Raw genomic sequence first — 21047 nt, 5'->3', positions numbered from 1 at the left:
ACAATGAATATGATGCGTCGCAGCTTTCTTGGTTTTCTGACTTCCTTGGCCTTCATCGGTTCCGCCAACGCTGAAGGCGAGGCTGAGGCTCGCAAGGCTGCCTCAATAGCACAGTTGAAGAAGGAGGGCGTGCCGTTCATCGACCATTTGCCGGCGATCGAAACCGCAGCCGAAAGTCGGCGACGAACGAAGGACGAGGTGGTTAAACGCGCCATCGCACTGGTAATCGTGGCCGACACAGCGGAGACCAATGATCGAAATCTTGTAAGCAACTTGATCAGCCAGTTTGGAGCCGAAGGGTTTTTACGCCCAAAGAGCAAGCGTTTGTCGGTAACCCCGTTGCAACCGAGCAAGATCGCGCAAATTTTAGCTGGCGCTATGAAGGGGCTTTCGTAATGTTGTGGGCGTTGCAAGTCTTCAAAAACCTTGGGCGTCCAGACAAGCCTTGCGATGTGTCACAATTGGTTTCGATGTTGCGTGACCTCGACACGGAAGGGCTGCTCAAGCGGGCCAATTTGCGCCCGCAAAGCGAGCTTCTCGATGCTGCCGATCTGATCTATCGGTACAATTGGGCTGTGATGGATGCGCGGGTGAATGGGAAAGCCGCGCCGGCAGGATTGGAACGAGACGTGGTTGTCGAACGTCATTACGCGCTCAATTGGCTGATTGGGTATATGGGGCAGGAATGGGATGACATCTCGACCGACACATGATGAGCCGATCGCAAGCGGGTGCTACCTTGGATCGGACTTCGCTTGCCGAGTTTGGATTTGACGAACTTAGACGGTTCGCCTGACTACGCTTTTGCCGAGGCCGAGCTGGCGCGCGCTTGAGCAGCAGGCGCTGCCCGATTTGGAGGCAATCAACGCCTGGATGTAGCCATTGGCGGGCTACCCCACATGGCGGTAATGGCGCAATCGATCCGGCGAGGTCGGCAGATCCTCGCCCGAGGATGATGCCCTGAGTTTTTCCTCAAGCAAACGGCACAGCAGTGGTGCCTTTCGGCAGCTTCGCCTCGTCGTCCGGTTCGACATGGATGGTGACGCGCACCGAGGGGATTTCGGCCTTCAGCGCGTCCTCGATGCGGTCGCAAATGACGTGGCTGGCGCCGACCGTCATGTCGGCGTCGACGACCAGGTGGAACTCAATGAAGGTGGCGCGGCCGGCGATGCGGGTCTTGAGGTCATGAACCTCCAGCGCGCCCTTGCAATTGGCCGAGATGATGTCGCGAATGTGCATGTGTTCGGTCGTGTCCACTGCGCGGTCCATCAGCCCGTTCATCGACGAGCCGATGACGTGCCAGCCCTGCCACAGGATGTTGAGCGCGACGATGACGGCAAGCGCCGGATCAAGGATCTGCCAACCGGTCAGGATAGCGCCGACGAGGCCGCCGAAGACGCCGACCGAGGTCACGACGTCGGTCATGATGTGCCGGCCGTCGGCGACCAGCGCCGGTGATTTTGCGCTGCGCCCGGCGCGGATCAGCGTCCAGGCCCAGAAGGCGTTGATGACGGTGGCGACGCCGTTGATCGCCAGGCCCTCCCAGGGTTGTTCGAGCGGGGTCGGCGTCTGCCAGGAGCGCCAGACCTCGTTGAGGATCAAAAGCGCGGCGAGCACGATCAGCACGCCTTCCAGCACCGCCGAAAAATACTCGGCCTTGTGGTGGCCGAACGGATGGTCCTGGTCGGCCGGCTTGTAGCTGACCAGGACCGCCCAATAGGCGGCGGCCGAGGCTATGACGTTGACGATCGACTCCAGCGCATCCGAATAGAGCGCAACGGAGCCGGTGACGTACCATGCGGCAAGCTTGAGCGCGAGCACCACGCAGGCGATGACAATCGACCAGAAGGCAAGGCTGGCGATCCTTTGCCTGGCCGCTGCCTTCGCTGCGATCGCCGCCATGTTGTCCGTTGCCGCCATCGTTTCTAAGCGGCCTTTTCCTTGGCCTTGCGCGGCAGATGCGCAACGATGTTTTCGATGATGCGCATGCCGGCATTGTGGCCGAGCGTCATGATCGATTCCGGATGGAACTGGACGGCGGCGATCGGCTCCTTGCGGTGTTCGAAGGCCATGATGATGCCGTCCTCGGTCTCGGCGGTGACGATGAAATCGTCGGGCAGCCGCACCGGATCGGCGAAGATCGAGTGGTAGCGGCCGACGGTCACTTCCTTGGGCAGGCCGGAGAAGATGATTCCAGGCTTGGAGACGCGGATGCGCGACGGCTTGCCGTGCATCGGCACGTGCAACTGCCTGAGTTCGCCGCCATAGGCCTCCGCCAGCGCCTGCAGGCCAAGGCAGACACCGAAGATCGGCAGGTCGCGGGCGCGGGCGTTCTTGATGGTCGCGGCGCAGTCGAAATCCTTCGGCGTGCCCGGTCCGGGCGACAGCACGACGAGATCGGGCTTCAGCCGTTCGAAGACTTCTTCCGGCACCGGCGAACGTACGGTCGAGACATTGGCACCGGTCTGGCGGAAATAGTTGGCCAGTGTGTGGACGAAGGAGTCTTCGTGGTCGACGAGCAGGATGTTGACGCCGTCGCCGACGCGCGCGGTGGTGCGTTCGGCGCCTGCGGCATTGCCCAATTTGGCGTCGCGGATGGCGGAGAGCATGGCGGATGCCTTCAGTTCGGTTTCGGCTTCTTCTTCCTCGGGGATGCTGTCGAAGAGCAACGTGGCGCCGGCGCGCACCTCGGCGATGCCGTCCTTGATGCGGATGGTGCGCAAGGTCAGGCCGGTGTTCATGTCGCCGTTGAAATTGACCATGCCGATGGCGCCGCCATACCAGGCACGCGGGCTCTTTTCGTTCTGCTCGATGAAGCGCATCGCCCACAGTTTCGGCGCACCGGTGACGGTGACCGCCCAGGCATGCGACAGGAAGGCGTCGAAGGCATCCATGCCTTCGCGCAGGCGCCCTTCGATGTGATCGACGGTGTGGATCAGGCGTGAATACATTTCGATCTGGCGGCGGCCGATGACGCGCACCGAGCCCGGATCGCAGACCCTGGACTTGTCGTTGCGGTCGACGTCCGAGCACATTGTCAGCTCGGATTCATCCTTCTTGGAGTTGAGCAGCTTCAGGATCTGCTCGCTATCGGAAATGGCGTCGTCGCCGCGCTTGATGGTGCCGGATATCGGGCAGGTCTCGACGCGGCGGCCATTGACGCGCACGAACATTTCGGGCGAGGCGCCGATCAGATACTCGTTTTCGCCGAGATTGATGAAGAAGGAATAGGGCGACGGGTTGATCGACTTCAGCTTGCGCGAGATTTCGGAAGGCTGCGTCTCGCAGCGTTCGTAGAACATCTGCCCGGGCACGACCTCGAACAGGTCGCCGCGCTTGAAACTGTCCATCGCCTTGCGCACCAGATTGGCGTATTCGCCCGGCTCATGGTCGCCGCGCGGCGGGATGCGGTCGGCGGTCTTGAACGGTTCGGCGATTTCGTCCCGCGGCAGCCCCTCGGTTGAAAAACCGTCGCCGGAATAGTCGTAGCGGTCGGTCCAGGCCTTGGTCGAATAATGGTCGACGACCAGGATCTCGTCAGGCAGGAACAGCACGAGATCGCGCTGGCTCTGTTTGCGCTCGAGCTTGTAGTCGACTGGATCGAACTGGAAGGCGAGGTCGTAACCGAAGGCGCCGTAAAGGCCGAGATTGGCGTCTTCATCGGTCTTGAACAAAGCGGTGATGGCGCGCAGCACAGTAAACACAGAGGGGACGCGGCTGCGCTCTTCCTCGGTGAAGACGCGGCCGGGCTTGGCGACATCGAGGCGGATCAGCTTTTTCGAGGTTTCAGCAATCGTCACCTCGGCAATGCCGGCCAGCGTCTTGCCGATCACCGGCAGCAGCACTTCGCCACGGCCGTTCAGCGCCTCGATGCGCATGGCGCGGCCACGCGCGGAAATCACCAGCGGCGGATCGATGATGGCCGTATCCCAGCGTGTGTAGCGGCCCGGATATTCGTAATTCGAGGAAAACACCGCACCACGGCGCGAGTTCAAGCCGTCGACATAAGCATCGATCGCACCGGCGTAAGGCTTGTCGTGGCGTTCGCGGGTGATGGTGACACCACCTGCGGTCACGAAGCTTTCCGCGCCGTTTTCCAGAGCCTTCATCGTCATTGCCGTCTCCATATGGCTTGTTGGGGCAACGGACCCGGGAATGGCTTTGAAAAAACAAATGGCCGCCCGGACATTCCGTTGCGGCCACCCTCTATTTTCACGCGCACGCGTTCGAACAGGCCGCTGTCAGCGAGCCCACCACCAAATGGTCTTGATCGAGCGCATGTTCATGGGCGAAATCCATAGCGGCGAAAAGCCGGATGCGCAACAGGTTTGAAAGGCCTGTTTGTGGCCGCCGCTTCTGCAGCCCATGGCACATCGCCAAGGCTTGGGGTCCTGCCTAGACTGTTCGTCCAACATCGGAAAGACGGGAAGACAGCAATGACCGAGCAGATCGAGCGCGCACGCACGTTCCATGCCCTTCATGTCAAGGGCAACCCGATCGTTCTCTACAATGCCTGGGATCCGGGCTCGGCCAAGATCGTCGAGAGGGCGGGCGCCAAGGCGATCGCCACCGGAAGCTGGCCGGTGGCAGCCGCCTTCGGCTATGCCGATGGCGAGAAAATCCCGCTGGAGCTAGCGCTGGACAACATCAAGCGCATCGTGGCGGCAGTCGACCTGCCCGTGACCATGGACCTCGAAGGCGGCTACGGCGTCGAGCCGGAGACTGTCGCCCAGACGGTGACACGTGCCCTGCAGGCCGGCGCCATCGGTTTCAATTTCGAGGACCAGATCTTCGGCGGCGCCGGTCTGCACGACATCGCGGTACAGGTGAAGCGGATCGAGGCGGCAGCGGCGGCGGTGAAGGCTTCCGGCATTCCCGCCTACATCAACGCCCGTACCGACATTTTCCTCAAGGCCAAGACGGATGCGCATGACAGCGTGCTGCTCGACCAGGCCATCGAGCGGGCGCACGCTTATGAAAAGGCAGGAGCGAGCGGCTTCTTTGCGCCGGGACTCGGCGACGAGGGTCTGATCGAGGCGCTGTGCAAGGCGACGGCATTGCCGGTCAACATCATCGCGCTGGCGCATGTGCCGCCGCGCCAGCGCCTGGCCGAGCTTGGTGTTGCCCGTGTCAGCCACGGCCCGGTGCCGTACCGGCAAATGGCCGAATGGCTGGAGGCCAAGGCGCGGCTGGCGATTTCGGGTTAGCTCAGTCCTCCAGCGTGCCTGACCTCGCGTCGGCGCTCTTCTTGTCGCCGACCAGCTTCAAGAGATCCTCGCCGGCGCGGATGATGCGGCGTGAGCGGCGGGTCAGGATGACGCCGTCCTGCGGCGCCAGCACTTCGGTGCGGCCGCCGGCCTCGCCCGGTGTGTGGACGATGGTGGCGAGGCGCGCGCCCTTGGCGACGCGGTCGCCGGGCTTGACGTCGTAGAGGATGGCGCCGGCCCGGGGCGCCGGCATCATGTCGATGTTTTCGAGCGGCGCGACGAGGCCCTTGAACGGGCCGGGTTCGGGAAGGGCGGCGTCGGCGATCACGCCGCGCGCCGCCAGCAGCCGGTAGAGGCCTTCGGCATCGGAATTTGCCAGCGCGCCGTCGACATCCAGCATGCCACGGTATTCTACCGTAGTGGCAACGCGGCGGTCGAGCTTCGCCACGTTGGCGGGGACGTTCTGGTAGGGCATGATCGTGGCGCCCTCGAAGGTGCCGTCGGCGTCCTCGCTCCACAACACCACGGCGTCGATACCCATGGCGGCGGCGCAATCGGCCATCGCCGGCCACAGGCTGGCGTGGACGTAGAGATAGGCAAGGCCCTCGTCGTCGCAATGCAGGTCGAGCACGATGTCGTGGCCGAGCGACAGCTGCACCAGACGGGTCTTCAATCGCTGGTCGGGGGTGCCAAGCGTGGTGTCGGGCAAAAGCTTGGCGTCCGGTGCTGCGAGCAACGGAAAGCCGCGGTTGAAATTGTTGCGGGTGCCGAGATGAAAGCGGCCCTGGTGCTCGCCGAAATGATATTGCGCGCGGCCGATCGGATTGGCCCAGGGCACGACCGTGATGCTGCCCTTGATGCGGCCTTCCGCTTCGGCCTTGTTCAGCGCCGGCATCAGCGCGTCGATGGCGACGACACCAGGCAATTCACCGGCGTGGAGCGCTGCCTGCAGGTAGGCCGAAGGTGCTGCCTTGTCGGCGCCGGCGAAGCGGAACACCGGGAATTCGTAGGAAACGCCTTCGGTATCGCCGGCGATGCGTTCGATCGATTTCTGCATGGGATGCCTCCAGGATAAGAGGCAGAACACATGCACTTTTGCCGAAGGGCTGTCGATTGGTCCAGTTCGCGCCGCCATGGGCGCAATGGAATTATTCGGCGGCGGCCGGAACCGTCGTTATCGGCGCCGATCCTTCGAGCGCCTGCGAGACAACGGCTACGCTGACCGCCAGCAGGGCCAGCACCGCGCCGACCAGCGGCAAATGAGCATAGGAAACGCCGGCCGACAGAGCCACGCCGCCGATCCAGGCGCCGCTGGCATTGCCGATATTGAATGCGCCCTGGTTGAGCGTGGCGGCGAGGTTCGGCCCTTCCGAAGCCGTTTCGACGACGCGGATCTGCAGCGGCGGCACGACGACGAAGATCAGCAGTCCCCACAAGAAGACGACGCCGATGGCGACGCTGGCGATAGCGCCGAACTGCATGAAGCTGACAAACAGAACCGCCATTAAAAGCAGCGTGCCGATCACCGTCGGCATCAATTTCCAGTCGGCCAGCCGGCCGCCGATGATGTTGCCTATGGTCATGCCGGCGCCGAACAGCAGCAGGACCCAGGTGACCGCGGAGGTCGACAGGCCGGAGACATCGGTAAGGTAGGGCTTGATGTAGGTGAAGACGGCAAACAGGCTGGCCGAGGCCAGCGAGGCGATCAGCATGGCGAGCCAGACCTGCAGCTTGCCCAGCACGCGCAGTTCGCTGCGCAGGCCGCCGCCGCTCGGTTCGACGACATTGGATGGCACCAGCCAGGCGATGGCGGCAACAGAGATCAGGCCGATGCCGACGACGGCAAAGAAGGTGGAGCGCCAGCCGAAGGCTTCGCCAAGCGCGGTGCCGGCAGGAACGCCGAGAATGTTGGAGAGCGTCAATCCCGCGAACATCATCGCCATGGCGCTGGCGCGCTTGTTGCGCGGCACCAGGCTGGCGGCAACGACGGAACCGATGCCGAAAAAGGCGCCATGACCGAACGCGGTGAAGACGCGCGCGGCCATCAGGAGCCAGTAATTGGGCGCAATGGCGCAGAGCAGATTGCCGACGACGAACATCGCCGTCAGCGCGACCAACACTGGCTTGCGCGGCAGATGCGCGGTGGCCATGGCGACGATGGGTGCGCCGAAGACGACGCCCAGCGCATAGCCGGTAACCAGCAGGCCGGCCGAGGGGATCGACACGCCGAGATCGGCCGCAACCTCCGGCAACAGGCCCATGATGACGAATTCGGTGGTGCCGATGCAGAAGGACGCAATGGCAAGCGCAAGGATCGGCAAAGGCATGGAAAATCCAGACTGAATCGGTTCAATTCAGACTGAACGAGAAGCCTTGCCGCGCGCAATGCACATTGCTGCAACGCACCAATGCAGAAAGCGCTGAGCTTGACGCGGGGCTATGTCAGGCGAGCGGCTTCAGCTCCTGGGCGATGGTTGGCAACAGCTCCGAGACGTTGGGGTGGATATGCACGGCGCGCGCCAGCGTATCGACCGGCGCCTTGGCGTACATCAGGTCGAGCACGCAGTGCACCGCCTCGTCGCCGCCGGGGCCGAGCACGGAGCAGCCGAGGATTTGCCTGGTGTCGGCATCGACCAGGATTTTCATGAAACCTTGCGTCTCGCCCTTTTCGATGGCGCGGCCGACGCGGGTCATTGGCCGCTGGCCGACCAGCGCCTTGCGCCCGGATTTCTTCACCGCCGCCTCGGTCATGCCGCAGCGGCCGAGCGGCGGATCGATGTAGAGCGCATAGGCCTCGATGCGGTCGCTGACCTTGCGCGGATCGTCGTCGAGCAGATTGGCCGCGACGATCTCATAATCGTTGTAGGAGGTGTGGGTGAAGGCGCCCTTGCCGTTGCAGTCGCCCATTGCCCAGATGCCGGGCGCGCTGGTGCGCAACTGGTCGTCGACGGTGACGAAGCCGCGCAGATCGACCGCGACGCCGGCCTTATCGAGGCCGAGATCGTCGGTGTTGGGGGTGCGGCCGAGTGCCAGAAGCACATGCGAGCCGACCGCCGGCGGCTTGCCGGATGAGAAGGTCACGGCGATGTCCTTGCCCTGTCTGGCAAAGCGGATGTCGTCGGCGCCGACATGGACTTCTATGGCTTCGTTTTCGAGGATCGACAGGATGGCCGCCGACACGTCCTCGTCCTCGCGGCCGGTCAGGCGCGAACTCTTCTCGATGACGGTGACTTCAGAGCCGAAGCGGCGAAACATCTGCGCGAATTCAAGAGAGATGTAGCTGCCGCCGACGACGATAAGATGGCGCGGCAAAACGTCGAGGTCCATCATCGAGGAGTTGGTGAGGTAGTCGACGTCGTTGACGCCGGGCAGGTCGGGCACCGAGGCGCGGCCGCCCGTGTTGAGGAAGATCTTTTCGGCGGTCAGAAGGTCGTCGCCGATACGCACGGTGTTGGCGGATTCGAAGCGGGCATGGCCGCGATAAAGCGTGCAGCCCTTCATGCCGGCGATCCACGTCTCCAGATTGCTGCGGGAGTCGTTTGTGACCTTGTCCTTGCGCGCCTTGATCCTCTTGTAGTTCACGCCGACAGGGCCTGAGAACGTCACGCCGTAGTCCGCGGCACGCCGCGCCAGATGCGCGGCATAGGCGCTGGCGACCATGGTCTTGGTCGGCATGCAGCCGGTGTTGACGCAGGTGCCGCCGACCAGCTTGCGCTCGATCAGCGCCACGCTCATGCCGGCTGACGTCAGCCGGCCGGCGAGAGGAGGGCCGGCCTGTCCGGCGCCGATGATGATGGCGTCGTATGTCTTGGCGTCTGAGGCTTGGGCAGTCATACCACCGCCGCCACGATCAGTAGGCCGCCGATTATCGCCACCGCGTCCTCGATGAGGGCGGCAGGCAAATCCTTGCCGAAGGCGGCGGCCAACCGGCCGCGCGCTTCGGCGCCGCCATAGGTGCCGATGACGGCGCCGATGGCGCCGGCAATCAGGCCGCCAATGGTGGAACCGGCGGTGGCGCCGATCACCGCGCCGCTGAAGGCGCCAAGCAGGATGCGGGCGCCGAATTGCTGCGGCACCTTGCGGCTCGGCGTCGAGGGCAGCTGGTCGGTGACCAGTTCGACGATGGCGAGGATGGTGAAGATACCGACGGCGGCCCAATGGCCCATGAAACTTGCCCAGGTGCCGGCCACCGGCAGCCAGCCGAGATAGGCGCCCCAGGCGATCGCGCCCGGCGCGGTCATGGCGCGAAGACCGGCAATGACGCCGATCAGAAGTGCAAGCAAATAGAGCATGTCGATCCCCTCGAAAGCAGGCCCGGGACTGGCCCACGAGGGCAAGCTAGCATAGGTCCTACGTTTGACGAGAGTAGGCGATGGTGCTTCTTCCATCAGTGAGCATTGTACTTTGGTAACCAGTCGAACATGACGAAGGGACGGAGTCGCTGTGATGGCCGGAAGCGAACGCACAAGGATGATTGCAGGCGAATGGTACATCTGCATCGACGACGAACTGGAGGCGCTGCGGGTGATCGCGCGCGATGCGGTGTTCGAGCATAATACGATACCGCCCCAGCAACGCGGCAATATCGGCCCGGCGCTATTGGCGCTGCTCGGCAGCGCGGGCGCAGGCTCCCGCATCGAGGCGCCGTTCCACTGCGCCTACGGTTTCAACATCCATCTCGGCGACGGCGCCTTCCTCAATGCCGGCTGCACCATCCTCGACACCGCGCCGGTGCGTATCGGCAGGCGGACGCTTCTCGGCCCCAATGTGCAGATCTACTGCGCCGAGCACCACAAGGAGGCCGCTGGCCGTCAGTCGGGACTGGAGATTGCCAGGCCGGTCACCATCGGCGATGACGCCTGGATCGGCGGCAGCGCCATCATCCTCGGCGGCATCAGCATCGGCGATGGCGCCATAGTCGGCGCCGGCGCGGTGGTGACGCGCGACGTGCCTGACAACACCACGGTGGTCGGCAATCCGGCGCGGGCGGTCAAGCGGGGCTGAACTCGTCGTGGGCGGTCAGTATGAAGCCGTGCGTGCCATACGCTCGTCCGGACCGGCTCGCCGCGAGAATTCACGCCGGTATTGGGCCGGTGACGTCTTGAGCCGTGCGGCAAAATGTTGGCGCAGCGAGGTGGCGCTGCCGAAGCCGGCCTCGAAAGCCACCATGTCCATCGATTTCTCGGTCGCCTCCAGCAGCCGTTGCGCCAGTTCGATGCGTTGGCCGGCCAACCATTCGCCAAAGCTGGTGCCGATCGATTTCTGGAAACGGCGGGTGAAAGTGCGCCGGGTCAGGCCCGCGGCCTCCGCGACGCGGTCGAGGTTGTGCGTTTGTCCGAGCGTTGCCCGCACCGTGTCGAGCGCCAGGGTGAAGCGGTCGGTGGCCGGGGTTTTCGCCAGCGGGCGCTCGATGAACTGCGCTTGCCCACCCTGCCGGTGCGGCGACAGCACGATGTGCCTGGCCAGCCGCAGCGCTACCTCTGCGCCATAGCGGGCGCGCACAATGTGCAGGCAGCAATCGAGCCCGGCGGCGACGCCGGCCGAGGTGACGATGTCGCCGTCGTCGACATAGAGCACGTCGGCGTCGACTTCGATGTCCGGGTATAATGTTTGCAGCCGGTCGGTGGAGGCCCAATGTGTCGTCGCACGCCGGCCCGCAAGCAGCCCGGCGGCGGCAATGGCGAAGGTGCCGAGACAGAGGCCGACGATCACCGCACCGCGCCGGTGCGCGTGGGTGAGCGCTGCCAGGAGCGGCGGCGGAATTGGGGCCTCGAGATCCTTCCAGCTCGGAATGATGACGATGTCGGCATCGTCGAATGCGGAAAGGCCATACGGCACCGCGATGGTCAGCCCGGCATCGGTGTGGATCGCTCCATCGTCGAGCGCGCAGACGCGAAAGTCGAAACGCGGCAAGCCAAGCTTGGTGCGGTCGGTGCCGAACACCACGCACGGCACGGAGAGGTGGAACGGGCTGATGCCGTCAAAGGCGAGAACGGCAATGATCGGGTCGGCCATGCGTGTTTCCAGCAAGCGAAAAGCGAATTGTCCTAATTCTTTCGAATGATGTCAATCGGGCCACTTTTGGCAGTCGGGCGATCCGCCTATTTTCGACCTGTCCCATTCAAGCCCGAAGGAGAACACCATGTCCGCCAATATCACGCCGCGCCGCGCGCTCATCGTCATCGATGTCCAGAACGATTATGATGGCGGCAACCTCGCCATCCAGTATCCGCCGTTCCGCGACAGCGTCGTCAATGTCGCGCGCGCCATGGATGCCGCCGCTGCGGCCGGCGTGAAGGTGGTGGTCGTCAAGCAGATGGCGCCCGAGACCTCGCCAGTCTTCGCCAAGGGCAGCCATGGCGGCGAACTGCATCCCGAGATCGCCCGGCGAAGCCGCGACCACTATGTCGAGAAGTCACTGCCTAGCGCCTTTGCCGGCACCGACCTCGAGGCGTGGCTGCGCGCCAATACCATCGATACGATAACGGTGATCGGCTACATGACGCATAATTGCGACCTGTCGAGCATCATCCACGCCGCGCATGTCGGCTTTGCGGTCGAGTTCCTGTCCGACGCCACCGGTTCGCTGCCTTACGCCAACAGCGCCGGCTACGCCTCGGCCGAGGAGATCCACCGCGTGGTGTCCATCATCCTGCAGTCGCGCTTTGCGGCCGTGCTCAAGACCGCCGAATGGATCGATTGCCTGAAGACCGGTGCTTTGCCCGAACGCGACACGCCCTATGCGTCCAACCAGCGCGCGCTGGCGCGCAACGCTGCATAGGCAAATCTGTCCCCGAAAAGCAAAAGGGCGGCCAGTGGCCGCCCTTCTTGGATCTCGCAACGATCTCGAAATTTTCAAAACAGGCCTTCGATCTGGCCGATCTCGTTGAGGAAGATTTTTTCCGAGGACGGCGCCTTGGGCAGGCCGGGCATGGTCATGACCTCACCGCAGATGACGACGACGAAGCCGGCGCCCGCCGAAAGCCTGACCTCGCGTACCGGCACGGTGTGCCCGGTCGGCGCGCCGCGCAGGTTCGGGTCGGTCGAGAAGGAATATTGGGTCTTGGCCATGCAGACCGGCAGGTGCCCGTAGCCGGCCTGCTCCCAGGCATGCAGCTGGTCGCGCACCGACTTGTCGGCGATCGCCTCGTCGCCGCGATAGATGCGCTGGACGATGGTGTTGATCTTCTCGAACAGCGGCATTGCGTCGGGATAGAGCGGCGCGAACTGCGAGGCGCCGGATTCGGCGATCTCGACGACCTTGCGCGCCAACTCCTCAATGCCGGCAGAGCCATTGGCCCAATGCTTGCACAGGATCGCCTCGGCGCCGAGCGAGGCGACGAAATCCTTCATCGCCTGGATTTCCACCTCGGTATCGGTGGTGAAATGATTGATCGCCACGATCGCAGGCACGCCGAACTGTTTCACATTCTCGATGTGGCGGCCCAGATTGAGGCAGCCCTTCTTGACTGCCTCGATGTTTTCCTTGCCGAGGTCTTCCTTCTTGACGCCGCCATTCATCTTCATGGCGCGCACCGTGGCGACGATGACGGCAGCCGCCGGCTTCAAACCCGCCTTGCGGCACTTGATGTCGAAGAATTTTTCAGCACCGAGGTCGGCGCCGAAGCCGGCTTCGGTGACGACGTAGTCGGCGAGCTTCAGCGCCGTCGTGGTGGCGACGACCGAGTTGCAGCCATGGGCGATGTTGGCGAACGGGCCGCCATGCACGAAGGCCGGGTTGTTTTCCAGCGTCTGCACCAGGTTTGGCTGCATGGCGTCCTTCAGCAGCACCGCCATGGCGCCGTCGGCCTTGAGGTCGCGGGCATAGACCGGCGTCTTGTCGCGGCGGTAGGCGACGATGATGTCGCCAAGGCGCTTTTCCAGATCCTTGAGGTCGGTGGAAAGGCACAGGATAGCCATGACTTCCGAGGCGACGGTGATGTCGAAGCCGGCCTCGCGCGGATAGCCGTTGGCGACGCCGCCGAGCGAGCAGATGATTTCGCGCAGCGCCCGGTCGTTCATGTCCATGACGCGGCGCCAGGCGACGCGGCGGGTGTCGATGCCGAGCTCATTGCCCCAGTAGATGTGGTTGTCGATCAGCGCTGACAGAAGGTTGTGCGCCGTGGTGATGGCGTGGAAGTCGCCGGTGAAGTGGAGGTTCATGTCCTCCATCGGCACGACCTGCGCGTAGCCGCCGCCGGCAGCACCGCCCTTGACGCCGAAATTCGGGCCGAGCGAAGCCTCGCGGATGCAGACGATCGCCTTCTTGCCGATGCGGTTCAGACCGTCACCAAGGCCGACGGTGGTGGTCGTCTTGCCTTCGCCGGCCGGCGTCGGGTTGATGGCGGTGACGAGGATCAGCTTGCCGTCCTTGTTGCCCTTCACCGATTTGATGAATTCGGCCGAAATCTTCGCCTTGTCGTGGCCGTAGGGCAAAAGGTGCTCGGTCGGGATGCCGATCTTGGCGCCGATCTCCTGAATCTGCTTTTTCTTGGCGCCGCGCGCGATCTCGATGTCGGACTTCACTTCGGCCATGACGGCTTTCCTTCGGATTGGACGGTGGAGGGGACGGGTTTGATCTCACTCGCAGGCATGTTGAACCAGGGCGCGGGCATGTTCTAACCCTGTCGCTCCCGCGGCGTCAACTTGCATGCAACTATGTTTCCTATGAAGAAAGTGTCTCCGCGGCCGGCCGACCTGTCGCCGGTTCTTCCTGGCTCCGTTGCCGCGCCGTATAGAAGCCAGAGGACGCGACGTTCCGCCGTCTCAAAACAGCCGCCCAATGCACGGAATGCGACAGAGGCGACGGCGCAAATTCGCCATCGCTCGCCGGGAAAGCTGTGGACGCTACTGAGTCAGGACGTTGCTGATCTCGACCATGTTGGAGCGCACGCGAAGCACGTAGAAACCCATCGTCGTCAGGTGCGTCGGCATGATCCAGCCATCCTCGCGGCCATTGGCGATGATGAAGGGCTGGATGCGCAGGGCCGAGACGAATTGCGCATCCATCGTGTCCCACAGATTGCCGAGATGCTTTTCCTTGATGACGTCCTCGAAGTCGGCCTGGGCGCCCTTCATCAGGCCGTAATAGGCATAGAGCTGGCCATAGGCGAACCAGAAGCGGTCGTCGGCGCGGAAGTCGAACCAGCCATTGTTATGGTTTTCGGCGCGCTCCTTGAGGATCGCGGAGGTGGAACCGATGTCGGAGGAGATGCGGTCGATATACTGCTTCAGATTGTCGGCGCGGGCATCGAACGTCGCCTGGCAGCTGCCGAGGCGGGCGTTGAAGGAGCGCAGCTTGGTGACGGCATCGCGATAATAGCTCGGCGTCGGCGTCTTGGGGCCGAACGGGTTGAGGCCGAAATACCAGGTCTCCTCGTCGAACTGCAGATTGCCGCGCGCATCCTGCAGGTCGCCGTCGATCTGCGATGTGGTGCGAACACGGCCGAGATTGTCGGCAAGCTCGGTGGCGGTACGCCGCACCGCCTGGTTGATGCCGCGCTGGAACGAGGCCTTGTTGTCCATGAACGGCGTGTTGTCCCAGTCGATGCCGAACAGGCCGAGTTTGTAGAGGATCATCGACGAGATCCAGGCATTCTGGTTGACGTTGAAGTCCGTCAGGTCGGCCGCCACCTGGGCGATGCCCGAATTGCCGCAGGTCTTGGCGGTGTCGGTGCCGGCGCCGGCGGCGACCTGTTCGCCGGCGGAAATGTTGCGGTTCTCGAAGGTGTATTTGTCGACGTAGTTGGGATCGAACTTGTTCCACCACTGGGTGGCGTAGAAGAAATTGGCGTAGAGGCCGATCAACACCAGAAGCGCGAGGCCGACCACAGCCTTCAGGATCCAGCCGCGCTGCGTATACCAGCGCCCAGCCCAGAGGAACGGCCACAGGATCGCGCCGATGACGAGGCCGATGCCGCGGCCGATCCATTGGAAGATGCGGGTGAAGAAATTCACGATCGGATCAAGCATGGCTCTCGTTCACCCCTCAGTCAGTCAGGCCGTAAAGGCGCGTGCGAAACGCCACTTTGTCTTTCAAATATGTGGTTTTCAGAACGTCCACAACATGCGACCGCCAGGCGTCGCTGTAGCCGTCATAGTCCTTGTAGAAGCCCGGCTTGTTGAAGACGTAACGCGAGACAAAGTCCTGCGGCACGAAATCCGAGATCAGCTGGTTGGTCAGCCAGGCGTCGGGATGGTCGGGCTTGCCACGCACGACCAGGAAGCGCTGTTGCGGAAACACATCCTCGATCTTGAGATGGCCGAGCTGGGCGATCTCACGCTTGGCGGCGTTGAGAAAGGGGAAATTGCCGTCCTTGGTGATCAGATCGGCATGGCCATGGATCCAGGTCTGCAGCCAGACCTTGTCGACCTCGGTCAAATTGCGGTTCGGCTCTGTGTCGCGGATGAGAGAGCGCACCACCATCTCGGCGCGATGCTCGAGATAGCCCGAGCTTTCGACCCATGACGCGCGCGGCAATTCGATGCGGCCGGTGCTGGCCAGGAACTTGAACACCTTGTCGGCATCGTTGATCGAGAGATAGCTGACCTGCCAGGGCCGCGAACGGCGAAAGCCGGGGGCGGCCGGGTCGCCGATGACGGTGGTCATATCAGGATCGACGAAGACGTAGACGCCGTCGAAATGGCTGGTCCAGTAGGCGTTGTGGCGGAAGATCACCTGGTCGGGCACCAGCGCATTCTCACGGATATCGCCGCAGACCTTCGCCAGCTCCACCATACGGCTCAGCATGGTGTTGTCGCGCCAGGCATCGGGCTCCTGCTTCAGCCGGTCGACCAGCTTGCCGAGTTCGGCGGCCTTGCCCAGCACGTCCTCGGCCGAAAGCACCCGGAACTCGACCTGGCTGATCGACAGCAGATCCTCGATGTCGTTGACCAGGGGAACGGAATCCTCGATCTCGCCGTAGATGACATCCTTGATGGTCAGCGCATCGATGGCGCGCTGGTTCTTGGACATGAACTCGAACATCAGCTGCGAGGTGTTGGAAAAGGCGGTGTGCACCACCGGCAGATCGATCTGCGAAGGCGTCAGGATGATGAAGCGGCGGTTGACCTCATTGGGGTCGAGATAATCGTAATCGCCGCATTCCTCGGCCACTTCGGGCGAGAAGCCGGTGCGGTCGATCTGGAAGCTCTTCAGCTTGGTGGGCTTGAGGCCGAAGGCAACAAGCGCCTTGTTGTAGCGCTGGATGAGGTGCGACTCGTCGACGGTGAGCAAGCGGCCGTAGATCAGCTCATTGTCGCGGAGAAGGTCGGGTTTTTTGGCGTGGCTCATGCAGAACGTTCCGAGCGGCGTTGCCTGTTGTGGCGAAGCGCCAACGCTGACGCCTCCCTCTCCCCGTTCTTCACGGGGAGAGGGTAAGGGTGAGGGGCAGCGCTAGCATTCAAGGACATGTCTCCCCATGGCCTTTGGCGTCAATAAATCGAAGATCATTGGTCCGGATGTCCCGATCGAGGCGCTGTTCGATAGCTGCCAGTATGGTCGGAGCGATCTCTGGTCCACGCATGCGCCGCCCCTCACCCTTGCCCTCGCCGCGTGAAGGACGGGGAGAGGGGGGCGTCAGCGTTAGCGCCAAGCCTTTCAGCACCCGCGGGCAGCGAAGGAAGTTCACGCATTCCAGAGCCCCTTCTTCTTCATCTCCTCCATCTCGCGCCCCGCCCGTTCGCGCAGGCGTGCGTCGCGCAGCAGCTTCTCCACCGCGGCGTCGTCGGATTTGTCGGAATAGCGGAACTCCGAGTCGGCGTAGCGGTTGATCTCCTGCATGACCATGTCCATCGAGAACGGCCCCCGCAGTTCCTCGATCATGGCCTTCTTTTCGTCGTAGCCCTTGTGCATGAAGACTTCCGGCTTCTCGAACCAGTCGTCGGGCAGCTCGATGTCCATGGCGCGCATCTTGATGGCGTCGGTGACGTTCTTGATGGCTCGGCCGGTGAAGCGCGGCTCGGCATCCTTGATCAGGTGCAGATAAGTGCCGATGTCGGCCATCGATTTCGGCGCGCCATTCTCCTTCATGTAGCGCTCATAGACCTTCATCAGCCCGTCTTCCTGAGGCTTCTCGTGCTCCTCATAGGCTTCGGTCACCGCGCGCTGGATCTCCTGCGCGGCGTAGAGCTTGTGGTCGCCGAGTGGGATCTTGTGGTTCTTGCCGGCAAGCAGGACGAAGATGTCGATATAGTCGTCGCGGCTCTGTGGGCCGTCGACCAGCCAGCGGGCCCCGGCGCGCTGGCGCAGCGCATCGTCGACATTTTCGGGATAGTTGGAAAACATGCCGAACGAGCAATTGCCGCGCACCACCGTGCCGGCGCCGGCAAAGGCGTCCATCAAGACGCCGGTGATTTCCTGTTGGCCGGCCGAGGCGCGGTCGTCGGAGCGGCGGGCCGCCACCTGGTCGATGTCGTCGACGGTGCCGAAACCGATGACGCGTGGGTTCAAGACATTGTTGATGAACTGGCGGCAATTCTGGCCAGATTTGCCCTGGTAGGACGAGATCTGGTCGACGCCGAAATTCTCATAGGCGAAGGGATAGCCGGCAACCTGGCAATAATTGTTGACGAGGCCGGCGATCATCTGGATCAGCGTCGTCTTGCCGGTGCCCGGCGCGCCGTCGCCGATGAAGGTGAAGAGGAAGCCCCCGAGTTCGACGAACGGGTTCAACTCGCGCTCGAAATCGTAGGCCATCAGCATCTTGGCGAGCTTGACCGACTGGTATTTGGCAATGTGGTTGCCGACGACCTCTTCCGGCTTCTTGAAGGTCATCACCAGCGGCTTGGAGCGCTTGCCGGGCGCGACGTCGAAGCCGTCGAGGGTGAAATCGTCGGCGTCGATGCGGATATGGGCGTTCTCGAACGGGCCGATGCCGTCGAAGCGGCCTTTACGGGCCAAGAGCCCGTCAATGGCAACACGGGCGAAAGCACGCGCCCGGGTCGTCAGGTCGCCATCGTCCTTCGACCCGGTGATCGCCTTGTCCAACCCAGCCACGATCGACTTCACCGCGTCCTGCGGCGTGTCGAACAGGAAGTCGGGTTCGGGGATATCGTTGGGCGCCTCGCCATCGCTGTCGATCAGCTGGAACAGATAGGAGGCAAGGCTGAAGGCCGAAACGTAAGCAGAGGCTGACAGAAGCTTCTTGAAGGTCGCGGCTTCATCGCCTTCGAGCGGTGCGCGGGTGTTCTTGGCCTGCAGGCTTTCAAGGTCGGAGCCTTCGGCGAAGACATCGGAAATGGCGAGCGCAATCGCCAGGCCGCGGCGGGCGCGAAACAAAAGCGTGTGCTGCGGGATGCTCATCAACTGGTCGTCGGGATGGATCGCGGCGACGGTCTTGGTAAGCTCGACCTCGCGGGTACGGCGCACCGAGCCGACCGAGACTGTCGAGACAAAGCGGCGATTGGTGCCGGCAAGCGCGGTGCCGGATTCGCGTGAAGGATCCTCCAGCACGACGACGCGAGTGATGAAGCTTTGCGCGGTTGCGCGGTGCTTTTCGATAGCCGCTTCCGGAATGGTGGTCAGGCCGGTGTCCATGAAGGATGCTCCGCGATGTGACGGTCAGACATCTGAAATCACCTGCCCATTTGACAGGATGTGAACCTTGTAGCCGGAAAAGATCTTTTGAGCTTCGCCGGCGGCGTAGAGTGCTTGATAGGCTTCGTGCGAGATCAGGGCGTGGTTCTCGTAGCTCGACACACCCTGGCGCGCGGCTTCGAGATCGTCGGTGTTGATAAAGAATTCCTGCGTGGTCTTCTCGCTCGAAAACAGGCCCTTGCGGCCGGGTTTCTCGCCCTTGGAGTAGACCTCCTGGATGGTCCAGGTGAGCAGCCAGGCATTTTCCGGTTTGCGCACCTTGGCCAGCACCTCGGTCACGGTCGAATTGTTGTCCGTAATGCCTGCGGAATAAAAGGGGCCGAGCACGACGCGGCGCAGCTGCTTAGGGTGCAGCGGCTCGAAATCCTTGTCGAGATTGACCGCAATCGTTGCGGGCGAAAGCGTGTAGGCGGAATTCTTCTCGGTGAAATCGTCGAAGCGATGGGCGAGTTCGGGGTTGAGCAGGCCGTCCACCGGCAGCGGGATGTCGACCCGTTCATTGAGCTTGCCGCTGCTGTCAACGAGCTGCCGGATCATGCTTTCGGAGGAATCCTCCACCGTCACCATGTAGACCAGCGGCAGGTTGGCGCTGCCGTCGAAGCTCGCCCAGTGCACGAGGTAATAGGGGCGCCCGGTCTTTGGATTGACCGAGACCTTGGCCGTCTGCGCCAGCGAGAACGGGCCAAAAGTCTGTTCGCTCTTGACGTCCTCGAGATAGAGCCGCTCGGCCATCGACTTCTGCAGCGCTTCGGGGAATTCCTTGTGGCGCAGGATGAAGTCGGCCATTTCCTCGCGCAATTCGCCGGCCAGCGGAATGTTGGCCAGCCGCGCCTCGGCCTGGCGGCGGTCGTTTTCCAGTTCGAGCAGGTTCTGGAAGACGGGATAGCCGCTGTCGGCGCGCGAAATGCGGAACGTGTCCATGAAGCCGAGCCGGTTGCGCCAGCAGGAAAACGATTTGTCCAGCCGGGCAATGTATTCGGCGACAATCTTGGCGACGATGCCGTGCCGGTAAAGCGGCGAGCGGTCGTCGCGCATGAACACTTCGAGGCCGCTGAGTGCCGCCGTGATGGCGGAAAAATAGCGCGCCGCCGCTTCGTTTTCGGGAGTCATGCCGGTGTGCCCGCGTGCAGCCGCTCCTTACGACTGCACGTAGTTGGCCGAATTGTGCTTCTTCATCACGTCGTCGAAACGGCGGGCGAAGGCGTCGTCGGCGAGCTTCTTGCGGCGCTGGATGTCGGAGCTGGCGACCATGTTCTTCTCGTGCATTTCGAGAAGATCGCCGATGTGCTTTTGCGAGGCGGCGCCAATGCCGGCCATGGTCTCTTCGGCGGTGTTGTCAACCTGGCTGCCCAGCGTGTTGATCTTGTGGGCGACATCCTGCTGGGCGGCGGTCTTCAAGGAATCTTCCAGTGCCTTGTAGAGCACGATGCGCTGCTCGGTATCGATGGTCAGCTTGTTGATAAGCGTCGACTGGGCTGCGATCTGATTGTTAAGCGAATCGACGAAGGTCTGGAACATCGAGGTGTAGCGTTCCAGCGTCTGGCTCTCGGCCAGAAGCTCCTGCTCCTTGGCTTGCTTTTCATTGTATTCGGTCGCCAGTTTCGAGCGCTCGCCCTCAAGCTGCGTGCGCTCCTTCTGACTGGTAGAAGCGGCGATCTTGTTTTCGATGTCGAGCAGCAGCGGATTGACCTCCTCGATGCGCTTCTGCACCGCCTCGAGGTTGGTCATGGTGACCTTGCGGCGCTCGATCACCTGCGACAGGCTGTTTTCCGAGGTCTTGTAGCGCTGGTCGAGGACCTCTTTCTGCGCTTTCAGGATGCCGACGATGGTGTCGGACTTGACCAGAAGCTCCTGCAGATTGCCGGCCAGCGACATGTTGCGGACGCGGTCGGTGCGCATGCGCTGCTTGCGTTGCGCCGAGAAGACACCGACGAAGCTTTCCCAGCCGGTGTAGTTCTTCATGCTCTCGAATTCAGTGCCGAAGACGTTGGTGGCGTCTTCCAGCCCGATGATCAGGTCGGCGATGTTGCCTTCCATCACCTTCTGCTGCTTCAGCACGTCCTCGATGCGGGCATTCTCGATGTCGAAATTGGCGTCTCCGATCTTCTTGTCGGCGGTGGCCAGCGTATCAAGCACGGTGCCGGACTGCTCGATCTTGGAGCGCATGTCCTGCACGACCTGCCTGGTCTTGGCAATTTCGGCATCGAAATTCTGCAATGTCGCCATAGGGGCCTCCCGCTTCG

17 protein-coding genes and 1 pseudogene are annotated in these 21047 nt (G+C 62.7%); 5 read left to right on the top strand and 13 right to left on the bottom strand.

Annotation, left to right across the window (positions count from 1 at the left end):
* Positions 1–3 precede the first annotated feature (3 nt).
* Positions 4–713: pseudogene (locus tag NKJ88_RS00815) on the top strand (DUF4272 domain-containing protein).
* A gap of 259 nt (positions 714–972) precedes the next feature.
* On the opposite strand, the gene NKJ88_RS00810 reads toward NKJ88_RS00815, so the two are convergent.
* Together NKJ88_RS00810 and NKJ88_RS00805 are read right to left on the bottom strand one after the other, a co-directional pair.
* On the bottom strand, positions 973–1902 hold the full coding sequence (locus NKJ88_RS00810; protein WP_196813681.1) for a cation diffusion facilitator family transporter: 930 nt from the start codon (positions 1900–1902) through the stop codon (positions 973–975).
* 23 nt (positions 1903–1925) lie between these two features.
* Positions 1926–4115, bottom strand: coding sequence for an anthranilate synthase (locus tag NKJ88_RS00805; RefSeq protein ID WP_023741042.1), 2190 nt, complete (start codon positions 4113–4115; stop codon positions 1926–1928).
* Positions 4116–4436: 321 nt separating this feature from the next.
* Between NKJ88_RS00805 and NKJ88_RS00800 the strand changes: the two genes are divergently transcribed.
* Entirely contained in the window at positions 4437–5207 is a 771-nt protein-coding gene (locus tag NKJ88_RS00800; protein ID WP_023705936.1) for an isocitrate lyase/PEP mutase family protein, read from the top strand.
* 1 nt (position 5208) lies between these two features.
* Here the strand turns inward: NKJ88_RS00800 and NKJ88_RS00795 are convergent, their stop codons facing one another.
* From NKJ88_RS00795 to NKJ88_RS00780, 4 genes are all read right to left on the bottom strand, one after another.
* Entirely contained in the window at positions 5209–6264 is a 1056-nt protein-coding gene (locus NKJ88_RS00795) for a succinylglutamate desuccinylase/aspartoacylase family protein (protein WP_023705935.1), read from the bottom strand.
* A 91-nt stretch (positions 6265–6355) separates the two neighbouring features.
* Positions 6356–7534, bottom strand: a complete 1179-nt coding sequence (locus NKJ88_RS00790) for an MFS transporter (RefSeq protein WP_023733379.1) — start codon at positions 7532–7534, stop codon at positions 6356–6358.
* A gap of 115 nt (positions 7535–7649) precedes the next feature.
* The gene (locus NKJ88_RS00785; protein ID WP_023733378.1) at positions 7650–9041 is read right to left on the bottom strand and encodes an FAD-containing oxidoreductase; all 1392 of its coding nucleotides are present in this window, start codon (positions 9039–9041) and stop codon (positions 7650–7652) included.
* Positions 9038–9499 carry a membrane protein gene (locus NKJ88_RS00780; RefSeq protein ID WP_023669981.1) on the bottom strand — a complete coding sequence of 154 codons (462 nt, stop codon included), beginning with the start codon at positions 9497–9499 and terminating at the stop codon, positions 9038–9040. The genes NKJ88_RS00785 and NKJ88_RS00780 overlap by 4 nt, the downstream gene beginning before the upstream one ends.
* Before the next feature lie 154 nt (positions 9500–9653).
* Here NKJ88_RS00780 and NKJ88_RS00775 point away from each other — a divergent pair, with 154 nt between their 5' ends.
* Positions 9654–10211, top strand: coding sequence for a sugar O-acetyltransferase (locus NKJ88_RS00775; RefSeq protein WP_023823383.1), 558 nt, complete (start codon positions 9654–9656; stop codon positions 10209–10211).
* A 15-nt stretch (positions 10212–10226) separates the two neighbouring features.
* On the opposite strand, the gene NKJ88_RS00770 is transcribed toward NKJ88_RS00775, so the two are convergent.
* Positions 10227–11222, bottom strand: coding sequence for a helix-turn-helix domain-containing protein (locus NKJ88_RS00770; protein WP_352443356.1), 996 nt, complete (start codon positions 11220–11222; stop codon positions 10227–10229).
* Between the two features lie 127 nt (positions 11223–11349).
* On the opposite strand from NKJ88_RS00770, the gene NKJ88_RS00765 reads away from it, so the two are divergent.
* Positions 11350–11988 carry an isochorismatase family protein gene (locus tag NKJ88_RS00765; RefSeq protein ID WP_023748141.1) on the top strand — a complete coding sequence of 213 codons (639 nt, stop codon included), beginning with the start codon at positions 11350–11352 and terminating at the stop codon, positions 11986–11988.
* A gap of 74 nt (positions 11989–12062) precedes the next feature.
* Here the strand turns inward: NKJ88_RS00765 and NKJ88_RS00760 are convergent, their stop codons facing one another.
* From NKJ88_RS00760 to NKJ88_RS00750, 3 genes are all read right to left on the bottom strand, one after another.
* Positions 12063–13742 (bottom strand): formate--tetrahydrofolate ligase, encoded by a 1680-nt coding sequence (locus tag NKJ88_RS00760; protein ID WP_023686166.1) that lies wholly within the window; start codon positions 13740–13742, stop codon positions 12063–12065.
* 312 nt (positions 13743–14054) lie between these two features.
* On the bottom strand, positions 14055–15179 hold the full coding sequence (locus tag NKJ88_RS00755) for a DUF2333 family protein (protein WP_023686165.1): 1125 nt from the start codon (positions 15177–15179) through the stop codon (positions 14055–14057).
* Between the two features lie 16 nt (positions 15180–15195).
* Positions 15196–16500: a DUF6638 family protein gene (locus NKJ88_RS00750; protein ID WP_352443355.1), complete on the bottom strand. Its 1305-nt coding sequence runs from the start codon at positions 16498–16500 to the stop codon at positions 15196–15198.
* Between the two features lie 127 nt (positions 16501–16627).
* Between NKJ88_RS00750 and NKJ88_RS00745 the strand changes: the two genes are divergently transcribed.
* Entirely contained in the window at positions 16628–16765 is a 138-nt protein-coding gene (locus NKJ88_RS00745; RefSeq protein ID WP_023701543.1) for a hypothetical protein, read from the top strand.
* 68 nt (positions 16766–16833) lie between these two features.
* On the opposite strand, the gene NKJ88_RS00740 is transcribed toward NKJ88_RS00745, so the two are convergent.
* From NKJ88_RS00740 to NKJ88_RS00730, 3 genes are read right to left on the bottom strand one after another with little or no spacing between them, the layout of a single operon-like run.
* Positions 16834–18744 carry an ATP-binding protein gene (locus NKJ88_RS00740; protein ID WP_023695821.1) on the bottom strand — a complete coding sequence of 637 codons (1911 nt, stop codon included), beginning with the start codon at positions 18742–18744 and terminating at the stop codon, positions 16834–16836.
* 24 nt (positions 18745–18768) lie between these two features.
* Positions 18769–19914, bottom strand: coding sequence for a hypothetical protein (locus NKJ88_RS00735; RefSeq protein ID WP_023751264.1), 1146 nt, complete (start codon positions 19912–19914; stop codon positions 18769–18771).
* A 27-nt stretch (positions 19915–19941) separates the two neighbouring features.
* Positions 19942–21030, bottom strand: coding sequence for a hypothetical protein (locus tag NKJ88_RS00730; RefSeq protein WP_023669990.1), 1089 nt, complete (start codon positions 21028–21030; stop codon positions 19942–19944).
* Between the last annotated feature and the right edge of the window lie 17 nt (positions 21031–21047).

Source organism: Mesorhizobium sp. M0016 (genome assembly GCF_040324035.1).
Lineage (GTDB): Bacteria > Pseudomonadota > Alphaproteobacteria > Rhizobiales > Rhizobiaceae > Mesorhizobium.
The sequence above is the reverse complement of the archived record's forward strand: the minus strand, read 5'-3'. Positions and strand labels throughout refer to the sequence as shown.

Excerpts from the sequence above, each read along its gene's own strand:
- NKJ88_RS00810 (WP_196813681.1), bottom strand. The coding sequence starts at position 1,902 with ATGGCGGCGATCGCAGCGAAGGCAGCGGCCAGGCAAAGGATCGCCAGC.
- NKJ88_RS00805 (WP_023741042.1), bottom strand. The coding sequence starts at position 4,115 with ATGACGATGAAGGCTCTGGAAAACGGCGCGGAAAGCTTCGTGACCGCA.
- NKJ88_RS00800 (WP_023705936.1), top strand. The coding sequence starts at position 4,437 with ATGACCGAGCAGATCGAGCGCGCACGCACGTTCCATGCCCTTCATGTC.
- NKJ88_RS00795 (WP_023705935.1), bottom strand. The coding sequence starts at position 6,264 with ATGCAGAAATCGATCGAACGCATCGCCGGCGATACCGAAGGCGTTTCC.
- NKJ88_RS00790 (WP_023733379.1), bottom strand. The coding sequence starts at position 7,534 with ATGCCTTTGCCGATCCTTGCGCTTGCCATTGCGTCCTTCTGCATCGGC.
- NKJ88_RS00785 (WP_023733378.1), bottom strand. The coding sequence starts at position 9,041 with ATGACTGCCCAAGCCTCAGACGCCAAGACATACGACGCCATCATCATC.
- NKJ88_RS00780 (WP_023669981.1), bottom strand. The coding sequence starts at position 9,499 with ATGCTCTATTTGCTTGCACTTCTGATCGGCGTCATTGCCGGTCTTCGC.
- NKJ88_RS00775 (WP_023823383.1), top strand. The coding sequence starts at position 9,654 with ATGGCCGGAAGCGAACGCACAAGGATGATTGCAGGCGAATGGTACATC.
- NKJ88_RS00770 (WP_352443356.1), bottom strand. The coding sequence starts at position 11,222 with ATGGCCGACCCGATCATTGCCGTTCTCGCCTTTGACGGCATCAGCCCG.
- NKJ88_RS00765 (WP_023748141.1), top strand. The coding sequence starts at position 11,350 with ATGTCCGCCAATATCACGCCGCGCCGCGCGCTCATCGTCATCGATGTC.
- NKJ88_RS00760 (WP_023686166.1), bottom strand. The coding sequence starts at position 13,742 with ATGGCCGAAGTGAAGTCCGACATCGAGATCGCGCGCGGCGCCAAGAAA.
- NKJ88_RS00755 (WP_023686165.1), bottom strand. The coding sequence starts at position 15,179 with ATGCTTGATCCGATCGTGAATTTCTTCACCCGCATCTTCCAATGGATC.
- NKJ88_RS00750 (WP_352443355.1), bottom strand. The coding sequence starts at position 16,500 with ATGAGCCACGCCAAAAAACCCGACCTTCTCCGCGACAATGAGCTGATC.
- NKJ88_RS00745 (WP_023701543.1), top strand. The coding sequence starts at position 16,628 with ATGGCCTTTGGCGTCAATAAATCGAAGATCATTGGTCCGGATGTCCCG.
- NKJ88_RS00740 (WP_023695821.1), bottom strand. The coding sequence starts at position 18,744 with ATGGACACCGGCCTGACCACCATTCCGGAAGCGGCTATCGAAAAGCAC.
- NKJ88_RS00735 (WP_023751264.1), bottom strand. The coding sequence starts at position 19,914 with ATGACTCCCGAAAACGAAGCGGCGGCGCGCTATTTTTCCGCCATCACG.
- NKJ88_RS00730 (WP_023669990.1), bottom strand. The coding sequence starts at position 21,030 with ATGGCGACATTGCAGAATTTCGATGCCGAAATTGCCAAGACCAGGCAG.